The organism is Macrococcus lamae (assembly GCF_004359545.1).
In the GTDB taxonomy this organism is placed as follows: domain Bacteria; phylum Bacillota; class Bacilli; order Staphylococcales; family Staphylococcaceae; genus Macrococcus; species Macrococcus lamae.
This window is the reverse complement of record NZ_SCWB01000005.1, coordinates 109,280-116,319: the sequence shown is the minus strand read 5'-3', so window position 1 is coordinate 116,319 and position 7,040 is coordinate 109,280. Positions and strand designations below refer to the sequence as shown.

Annotated in this window: 7 protein-coding genes; 4 read left to right on the top strand and 3 right to left on the bottom strand. The window is 39.7% G+C overall.

Annotation, left to right across the window (positions count from 1 at the left end; all coding sequences use genetic code 11):
• The first annotated feature begins 227 nt into the window (after positions 1 to 227).
• On the top strand, positions 228 to 1,163 hold the full coding sequence (locus ERX29_RS04335; RefSeq protein WP_133443467.1) for a nucleoside hydrolase: 936 nt from the start codon (positions 228 to 230) through the stop codon (positions 1,161 to 1,163).
• A gap of 45 nt (positions 1,164 to 1,208) precedes the next feature.
• Entirely contained in the window at positions 1,209 to 2,018 is an 810-nt protein-coding gene (locus tag ERX29_RS04330) for a Cof-type HAD-IIB family hydrolase (RefSeq protein ID WP_165981066.1), read from the top strand.
• 31 nt (positions 2,019 to 2,049) lie between these two features.
• Here ERX29_RS04330 and ERX29_RS04325 read toward each other — a convergent pair whose 3' ends face one another.
• The 3 genes from ERX29_RS04325 to ERX29_RS04315 all read right to left on the bottom strand — a co-directional run bounded on the left by ERX29_RS04325 (position 2,050) and on the right by ERX29_RS04315 (position 5,348).
• Positions 2,050 to 2,469: a hypothetical protein gene (locus ERX29_RS04325; protein WP_133443465.1), complete on the bottom strand. Its 420-nt coding sequence runs from the start codon at positions 2,467 to 2,469 to the stop codon at positions 2,050 to 2,052.
• 51 nt (positions 2,470 to 2,520) lie between these two features.
• The gene (locus ERX29_RS04320) at positions 2,521 to 4,167 is read right to left on the bottom strand and encodes a peptide ABC transporter substrate-binding protein (protein WP_133443464.1); all 1,647 of its coding nucleotides are present in this window, start codon (positions 4,165 to 4,167) and stop codon (positions 2,521 to 2,523) included.
• Between the two features lie 164 nt (positions 4,168 to 4,331).
• Positions 4,332 to 5,348, bottom strand: coding sequence for a GTPase (locus tag ERX29_RS04315; protein WP_133443463.1), 1,017 nt, complete (start codon positions 5,346 to 5,348; stop codon positions 4,332 to 4,334).
• A gap of 205 nt (positions 5,349 to 5,553) precedes the next feature.
• On the opposite strand from ERX29_RS04315, the gene ERX29_RS04310 reads away from it, so the two are divergent.
• Together ERX29_RS04310 and ERX29_RS04305 are read left to right on the top strand one after the other, a co-directional pair.
• On the top strand, positions 5,554 to 5,868 hold the full coding sequence (locus ERX29_RS04310; protein ID WP_165981065.1) for a hypothetical protein: 315 nt from the start codon (positions 5,554 to 5,556) through the stop codon (positions 5,866 to 5,868).
• A gap of 127 nt (positions 5,869 to 5,995) precedes the next feature.
• On the top strand, positions 5,996 to 7,039 hold the full coding sequence (locus ERX29_RS04305) for a hypothetical protein (RefSeq protein WP_133443461.1): 1,044 nt from the start codon (positions 5,996 to 5,998) through the stop codon (positions 7,037 to 7,039).
• The last annotated feature ends 1 nt before the right edge of the window (position 7,040 follow it).

The following is a 7,040-nucleotide window of genomic DNA, read 5'->3' as shown; positions in this document are numbered from 1 at the left end:
CCTTTGTATTGGATTTGGATGTGTATTACTACCTCCAACCATTATAAAGGACTTTTTTTGTACAGAAAATAAATTTTTAGAATATTCCATTTAAAACCGTAGGTTGAAATATTTTTATGCAACACTATTGTTATACATTATATAAAAAACGAACAATTATAATAATAATTAAATTATAATTCGTAAATTAGGGTATAATAAAGAAAAATTAAAGGGAAGAAGGGCTATTGATGAAAAATGTATATTTCAACCATGATGGCGGAGTGGATGATTTAATTTCATTGTTCTTACTACTTCAGATGGATAATATAAGACTGACAGGTGTAAGTGTTATAGATGCAGATTGCTACATTGAACCGGCGACTTACGCTAGCCGTAAGATTATTGACCGCTTTGGTAATAGTCAGGTTGACACAGCAATGTCACATGAACGAGGCAAAAATCCTTTCCCAAAAAACTGGCGCATGCATGCCTTCTTTATGGATGCACTACCGATTCTAAACGAATCTGGAACTATTCAGGCACCATTATCAAAACGTCCAGCTTATCTTCATCTTATCGATAAAGTGATGAGTGAAGAAGAGCAGACGACACTATTGTTCACGGGACCATTGACTGATTTAGCCCGCGCTCTTCAGAATGAACCGCGTATCGTCGAAAAAATAGATAAGCTGGTCTGGATGGGTGGGACTTATCGGGAAGAAGGCAACGTCCATGAGCCGGAACATGATGGTACTGCTGAATGGAATGCATTCTGGGATCCGGAAGCTGTCAAAATAGTTTTTAATTCGTCTATTGATATTGATATGATAGCTCTGGAAAGTACAATTCAAGTACCATTGACCGGAGAAATTCGGCAGATGTGGGCGAATGATCGCAAATATCCAGGAGTTGATTTCCTTGGTGTAAGTTATGCGATTGTGCCGCCGTTGAAGCATTTTGTGACTAACTCCACTTATTATTTATGGGATGTACTGACGACGGCATCAGTAGGTCAGCCGGAGTTGGTGAAATCAAAGCTTGTAACATCAAGCGTCTATACAGAAGGTCCATCTCAGGGACGGACTTATGAGACAGCAGAAGGTAGACCAGTCAATGTCGTCTATGATGTTGACCATGATGCATTTTTTAGTTATATTACTAACCTCGCTAAGCAGGTGTAATAACTGTGTTATCATAAGAAGACAATTATTTTGATGGAGGCTATTATGACACAGACGATTAAGCTGATTGCTCTCGACTGCGACGGCACGTTGATCAATGATGAACGAAAGATTACCCCGAGAACAAAAGAAGCTTTAATGAAGGCACAGCAGCAAGGCATCAGGCTGGCACTTGTATCTGGACGACCGCGGACAGGATTCTGGTATGAATCCGCTGAGCTTGAACTAGCTAAGCATCATGGAATACTCGCCGCTTATAACGGTGGATTGATTATTGATGCAGAGACTCAGGAAGTAATGCATGAACAGCCGATTGACAAAGAAGCGGTCAAGCAGTTCTTCCGCGACATTGAACCCTTCAATCTTGTCCATGTGATTGATAACGGCAGCCAGCTATTTAGTAATAACATTGACAATGAATACGTCGTCCGTGAAAGTACTGCGCACCAGATGGAACTCATTCATCATGACAGACTGATGGACGCGCTTGATTTCTCGCCGGCGAAGATTATTTTGATCGATCAGCCGGAACGATTGGACGCAGTAGAAGAAGACATTTTCAGACTGTGCGAAGGAAGACTTGCTCCTGCACGGACTGCACCGTTCTTCATAGAAATTACGTTGAACGGCGTCAATAAATCAACCGCGCTTGACCATATTTGCGAGGCAGCAGGTATTCATAAGTCAGAATGTATGTCGTTCGGTGACAATATGAATGACATTGAGATGGTGAAAGATGCAGGAATAGGTGTGGCAATGGGTAATGCACGCGTCGAAGTAAAAGCAGTCGCTGACATAGTGACTGCAAGCAATAATGTGGACGGCATTGCAGACGTAGTGGAACAATATATATAAAGAAGGCACTGAGCAATCAGTGCCTTCTTGTCTAAGGATTCGCTGTCACATAACGCTGACGTTTAATTTCCCGGTAAATGTTGAACAGACATAACACTATCCAGGCAATGCATAATAGAATCTGTGGAAATGCTGCTGGAAATTTAACGATGACGTAAATCAACCACGACAGGAAAAAGAGAATGACTATAATTTGCGCTCCAATATTGATTCTCGACCATTTTTTAACGACTTCCGGTGGATAAATCTTTTTTTGATCTTCGCGGTCCATCGTATTAGTGAAATGATTCGTGAGGGTAGAAGATATCATTGATAACATTGCACCTACCATTACTAATGGAAAGATGTTATCTACAGTGACACCTTCACTCAACAAGGGTGGAAGCGTTAGAAGGTTCATGATCAGGACAAGGATATACATGATGATAATCGTTAAATCGCTCTTAGTCATCTAGAAACCTCCTTATAAAAAACCCGATCCATTATGACCGGGCTGTTCAACTTATTCTTCGATATATGCTTCTTTAAGAGATGTGTCTCCTGCGAACTTATGCAGTACCATGCCTTTAACTTTTGGTTTGACGAGTCTTGCCATACCGCTCTGATACATTGGTGAGATGACTGCATCGTCAAGCAGCAATCCTTCTGCATCCTGCAATGTTGTCCAGCGTTTTTCTGGATCATCAAGCAGAGTGCCTTTTGAATCTTTAACTTTCTGGTCGAATTCCTTGCTGGACCATCCAGTTTCGTTGTTCGGATTTTCTGTCAGGAATAAGTCGACATATGTCATTGGATCCGGATAATCTGCGCCCCAGCGGCCGAATGACATTTCAAAATCCTGTTTGGATTCAAGAGCGAGTTTCTGTTTGAACGGTTGCTGCTTGATTTTGAGCGTTACGCCTGACAACGTGCTTTCAATCTGTTCTTTAACGTATTCAGATTCTTTCTTCGCTGTATCCTGGTCATAGGTTAAATATTCAAACTCAAACTTATCTTTGACGAGTTCTTTTTTAGCCTTCTCGAAATAGGCTTGAGCTTCTGCTTTGTCATAGTTCAGCGGTGATTTCACACCGTCTACATAATCTTTACCGTCTGGTCCCATTACAAACTCTGATGGTGTCAGTACGTTAGTTGCAGCTGAGCCGTTGTTTAAAAGGTTGCTGACATATTTATCTTTGTCCACAGCCTTAGCGAGAGCGAGACGCATGTTTTTGTTCTTGAATTCAGGTACTTTGTCCTGGTTGAAGCGGATGAAATACGTCCGTGCTTCAAGCTGAGTATCAAAATCTTTGCTGTCTTTATATTTATCCACTTGTTCTGCTGTCAGCTGTACGACATCAAGTTTATCTGTATCGTATAGGTTTGCACCTGTCTGCTGGTCCTTGATGACCTGATAGTTCACTTCATCAAGCTTTACCTTGTCTTTATCCCAGTATTCCTTGTTTGGCTCAAGCTTATAGTTCTTCTCAGTATTCCATTCTGAGATGACAAATGGTCCATTATATAATGTTGTCTCTGCAGTTGTACCGTATTTGTCGCCTTGCTTCTCAACGAATTTCTGATTCTGTGGATTGAACGTACCAAATGCAAGCAGTTCCTGGAAGTATGGAACATTCGAATTCAGCTGGATTTCAAGCGTATGTTCATCAATCGCTTTGACACCGAGTTCCTCTGGTTTTTTCTTGCCAGTTGCTACTTCTTCAGCGTTCTTGATGTCATACATGATGTAGCCGTATTCTGCTGCGGTATCAGGATTCAGAGTTCTGCGCCATGAATAGACGAAGTCATCAGCTGTGACAGGGTCACCATTAGACCACTTTGCATCGTCGCGAAGTTTAATCGTCCACGTTTTACCGTCTTTTGACTTCTCAGGATCACCTTCAGCGACGCCTGGTACTGCTTTGTCTTTATCATCTAATGTATAAAGACCTTCCATAACCTGGTTAAAGACATTGAATGCGACCATATCTGTAGCAAGCGATGTATCCATCGTCGGAATGTCGGAAAGCGATGCTAAGTTTAAGACTTGCTTGCTGTCTCCATTTTTACCTGATGTCTTATCATTATTGTCAGAGCTGTTGGAGCAGGCTGCTGTAAAACCTGTCACAGTGATGAGTGATGCTAGAAATAAGCGGCTTTTCTTCTTCATGTCATTTCCTCCTGTAGTAAGGGACTATTTATTGTCTTTATATTCTGAATATTTTTATTATAAGCAATTAAGTATATTAATACAATGACAATTTTTACGAACCGAACAATAGAGAAGGAAAGAACTAAAAAAGCCCTGAGCATAATGTGCTCAAGGCTACTATCTTACGGACGATCTTTCTTCTGTTCTTTTAAAAATTTATCGTAGATGATCTTCAGCTGCTGGTCAGTGATTTCTATATTATGCTCATACATATATTTCATCGCATAGCCGAGCGACACGGTAGCGGCACCTGCAATACTTGCACCGATTGCTGAACCTGCACCTGGCACAAGTTTCACAAGCTGTCTGAAAGCGGCTTTCCCTGCATTGCCGACAATTGTTGCAATGATCAGTTCACGTGCATTTTCTTTTGACAGCGGTTTGTTATAAAGATTCGCAAGCTTCAGCATCATACCAATCTGAATAGATGTCAAAGGAATGAAGTCAGAGCCCGGCACCGGAAGTGCGCCCACCGCTGCTGCTGAAACACCAGCACCTAATATCCATTTGTCAGCGATCTTGCTTTTGTTTTTCATATGCTTTCCCATCAAGAGGTCCTTCGATTTCTTCTTTAGAATATCGAGCAGATGGTTTTGCAGCATCGTTATATTTTCACCGGTACGTGATGAAATCGGTGCGATGAGGTACTTATTAGATGTTTTATCTTCAATATATTTGACCTGCTCTGGCACATCATCAGCCGCATCGATTTTATTCAGCACAATGATAATATCTTTATTCGTTTTACCAATTTCCATCAAATTCTTCAATTCGTTCTCTGACAGCACAGTGCCTGCAGCATTTAAGAAGAACAGAATTACATCCGCTTTCTTATAATAATCAAGCGTCACCTTGGAGTTTGTCGCATTGACATCATCAAGACCCGGCGTATCGACGAATAAAATATGCTCCATATAAGGAATCTCTTTAATAGCAATCGTCTCTCCTGGTTTCGCACCGACTGCAGCGATATCCTCCTGCATCAATTTGTTGATCGTCGAAGATTTACCGCTGTTCACATCACCGACTAAAGCAATCATAATCTGTTTGGATAACTGCTCATTAATTTTTGACGATTCATTTTTAAAGATATCTTCAAACGCACTGTCGAAGTCTTTGTTGTTCATTGTTTCTTCCATATCCTCACCCCTATAGTTGATATTCTTATCATAGCAGTTTCCCATGAATAATATGAAATCTTAAACTTTCTTAAAATAGTATAAAGATACATCTTTTTGTAAGATGCCATGATACAATTTAATAGAGCGACTTTACATTTTATTACAACAGTAAAGTGAGGAAATTTTAATGAGCTATTTCTATATTTCCCTGTTCATAAACCTTATGCTACTGATATTGATTAATAATGTTATACCTTATCCGGATTATACTGAGTTTCCATTGTTTTTATTACTTTTCTTAAATGTCATGGTAATATCTATCTTCAAAAATCGTTATGACCGCTGGTTGCATAACAACAAGTGTTTCTTATACTTACCAGTCCATATGCTTTTGTCATTGATTGTTATTGTTATTTTACCGATGTTGAATGGAACATTCACCATGGATATTATCTTCACCATTATCATTTTTCTTGCATTCGGTTATGCGGCGGAGCAGTTCAACAGACTATTGAACTACCAAGCAAAAAGAAAATAAAAAATCTAATCATATCAATTTCTCTCCTTATATATGAGATCTTAAACTTATCTTAAAATTGTATAAAGATACATCTTTTTGTAAGACACCGTGATACAATCAAAGAAAAAACAAAGGTGGGAATTTTATGAAAAAATTATTAGCAACGACCGTCATTGTATCGGCTTTGTTTGGCAGTGTTTCAACTGAAGTCCACGCAGCAGCTCACGGCAATCCATGTGCAGCTCAAGCAGTTCAACCCGTTAAGATTCCTGATATCAAAAGCGCTGCTGTCATTAAACAGATGAAAGCTGGAAATTATCAGTATAAAGGAATTAAAGTCGGTTCCAATATCAGCCAAGTCACAAAATCATTAGGCACTGCAACAAAAGAATCTGAAATGCGATTTGTACTTGGTAAACTCAATGTCCGTTATTATGGTCCGATGACAGTCATCAGCTATTCTAAGGATAGATACTCATCAGATACAAATACTAAAGTGGGAGAACTGAATTTCAGACTTCCAATGACATCAGCTATTTATAAGCAGGATTTAGTGAAGCTGCTTGGCAAGTCGGTTAAAGTAGATGCAACTGGTATGCAAGAACGTGCTGAAACATACGGTCATCTTGGTCTATTCTATAAGAAAGACGCCAAAGGGTGGAGACTGACAGATTTCAGTATCGGTAATCCAGATGAAGACATGAACGGCAGCAAGAAGAATGAACGTCCGGGTAAGTTGAAGAGTGGACAGTTAAAAACTCTAACAGCGAGTGAATTGAAGGCAATGCGCCAAGGAAAGCTGAAATATTATGGTACGGAGCTTGGAATGATACCTGCAGCGGTTGATAAAAAAATTGGTCAATCTCCAATGGAAGAATATAAGCGTTCAAATACGAGAGAAACATTAGTTCAAAGCTATAAAGATTTTTATGATCTGACTTTCAATTACAGGGCGCCACAATGTGACGGAAAACTGAATCTTCAGTCAATGACATTTAACTATGGCAGCAAGAACAAAACATTGGCATCTATTGAAAAAGCAGTTGGAAAGCCTGACAGCTCTCAAAAAGGAACAGATTCATTTGACGGTAAAAAATTTGCAACCGTCAAGAACACATACGGTCACTTAACTGTTAAAGCAGAACAAGAAAAGAAGACGTGGATAGTGACAGAGATTCAGTATAAATAAT

What these genes read in the sequence shown, in the direction of transcription:
- ERX29_RS04330 (WP_165981066.1), top strand. Translation starts at nt 1,209, where the DNA reads ATGACACAGACGATTAAGCTGATTGCTCTCGACTGCGACGGCACGTTG.
- ERX29_RS04325 (WP_133443465.1), bottom strand. Translation starts at nt 2,469, where the DNA reads ATGACTAAGAGCGATTTAACGATTATCATCATGTATATCCTTGTCCTG.
- ERX29_RS04320 (WP_133443464.1), bottom strand. Translation starts at nt 4,167, where the DNA reads ATGAAGAAGAAAAGCCGCTTATTTCTAGCATCACTCATCACTGTGACA.
- ERX29_RS04315 (WP_133443463.1), bottom strand. Translation starts at nt 5,348, where the DNA reads ATGGAAGAAACAATGAACAACAAAGACTTCGACAGTGCGTTTGAAGAT.
- ERX29_RS04310 (WP_165981065.1), top strand. Translation starts at nt 5,554, where the DNA reads ATGCTACTGATATTGATTAATAATGTTATACCTTATCCGGATTATACT.
- ERX29_RS04305 (WP_133443461.1), top strand. Translation starts at nt 5,996, where the DNA reads ATGAAAAAATTATTAGCAACGACCGTCATTGTATCGGCTTTGTTTGGC.